Origin of the sequence: uncultured Campylobacter sp. (genome assembly GCF_938030815.1) — a bacterium.
Classification (GTDB): Bacteria; Campylobacterota; Campylobacteria; order Campylobacterales; family Campylobacteraceae; genus Campylobacter_B.
In genome coordinates, this window is record NZ_CALHII010000140.1 from 1 (window position 1) to 1,240 (window position 1,240).

A 1,240-nucleotide genomic window follows, 5' to 3' on the forward strand; every position below is an offset into this window, starting at 1 on the left:
CGTCTCGACCACGCTGGGCCAGACATTGACGTTAAACTCGTCGTATCCGTGCAGCGCGTGACAGCTGCCGCAGCGCTCTTTGAATAGATTTTCGCCCGCGTCGTAAATTTTAGCCGCATCGTCCGTTACGGCGAGCTTCGCGACGTAGCCGTCGATAGTGACGTTCGCCCATTCGTTATCATAGTCGTCCTTCACGGTCTTTAGCGTCTTTAGGCTCTTTGCGTTTTGCGCTTGCAAGTCCTGCTCCAAAATCCCAAGCCTTGCGTAACTTACGTTGCTTCCCTCGGGCACGAAGCCCGCGTATCGCACCTGCACGTAGTCCTTGCCATCCTTTAGCACCTGTAGCTTCGCGCCTACGTGCAGCTTGGCGATCTCCTTGCCGCCCGCTTTGTTTAGAAGCGGGGTTTGAGCCGCGACGAAAAGATCCGTCGCGCCCAAATGGCAAGCCGCTGCGAGTAAAAACGCCGCTAGCGCTTTGGATAAAATTTTACCTCGCTCGGGTGCGCAAATTTTATCCGTTTCGCATGAAATTCTATCTGCGCCCGGCGGTGAAATTCTAGCTGAACGAGGCGATGAAATTTTACCTCGCCCTAGCGCGTAAATTTTAAAATTTTATAAATTTGGCGCCGCCTCGCTGCCGCGCTATGTCCATGCCGAATGCACCCGGCGAGAGCGGTAAAATTTAGCTGCCTAATCTCGCAAAAATTTCTTATCGATCAGATCGTAGTTTTTATACAGCCTGCGCAGCTCGTCTCGCACCTCCATCAGCGCAAAGCCGAGCAGATTTTGCCCGCGCCACGCGCTCGGACGACTTGCGTTTTCGCTCTGCTGACCAAGGCCGATACCCCAAATTTTATCCAGCGGGCTGGCCTCAACTAAAATTTTATCTCCCGTCGCGAGCAAAAAGCGCATCATCGCGGGATTTTGCGTAAATTTATAGTAATTGCCGCTTAGCACGACGCTGTAGCGCACCTCGCCCCAGAGCCGCTCATCAAAGCCCCGCACCTGCCTGCCGAGCGCCTTCATCTGCTTTGCATCGCAGCTCTGCATTATTTGCGCCCGCGTCTGTTCGTCGCCGAATATTTGCGCCTTGCTCGCCATCATAAACTGCTCGGCGCAGGCATACTCATCGGCATCTACGGCAAAAGGCGAGCTCTGCCACTGCCCGAGGCAGGATTCGTCCGCGGCCCCATCCGGCTTGTAGAAAAATAGAAATTCATGCGCTTCGGAAGAATTTATT

3 protein-coding genes are annotated in these 1,240 nt (G+C 54.0%); 1 reads left to right on the plus strand and 2 read right to left on the minus strand.

Features of this window, described 5'->3' with window-relative positions; translation table 11 throughout:
• A partial coding sequence (locus tag Q0277_RS05400; RefSeq protein WP_297996274.1) for a hypothetical protein occupies nucleotides 1-438 on the minus strand: 438 nt, incomplete at its 3' end.
• A 37-nt stretch (nucleotides 439-475) separates the two neighbouring features.
• Between Q0277_RS05400 and Q0277_RS05405 the strand changes: the two genes are divergently transcribed.
• Nucleotides 476-601, plus strand: coding sequence for a hypothetical protein (locus tag Q0277_RS05405; RefSeq protein ID WP_297996276.1), 126 nt, complete (start codon nucleotides 476-478; stop codon nucleotides 599-601).
• 89 nt (nucleotides 602-690) lie between these two features.
• Here the strand turns inward: Q0277_RS05405 and Q0277_RS05410 are convergent.
• The coding region (locus Q0277_RS05410; protein WP_297996278.1) for an NADAR family protein at nucleotides 691-1,240 on the minus strand (550 nt) is incomplete at its 5' end.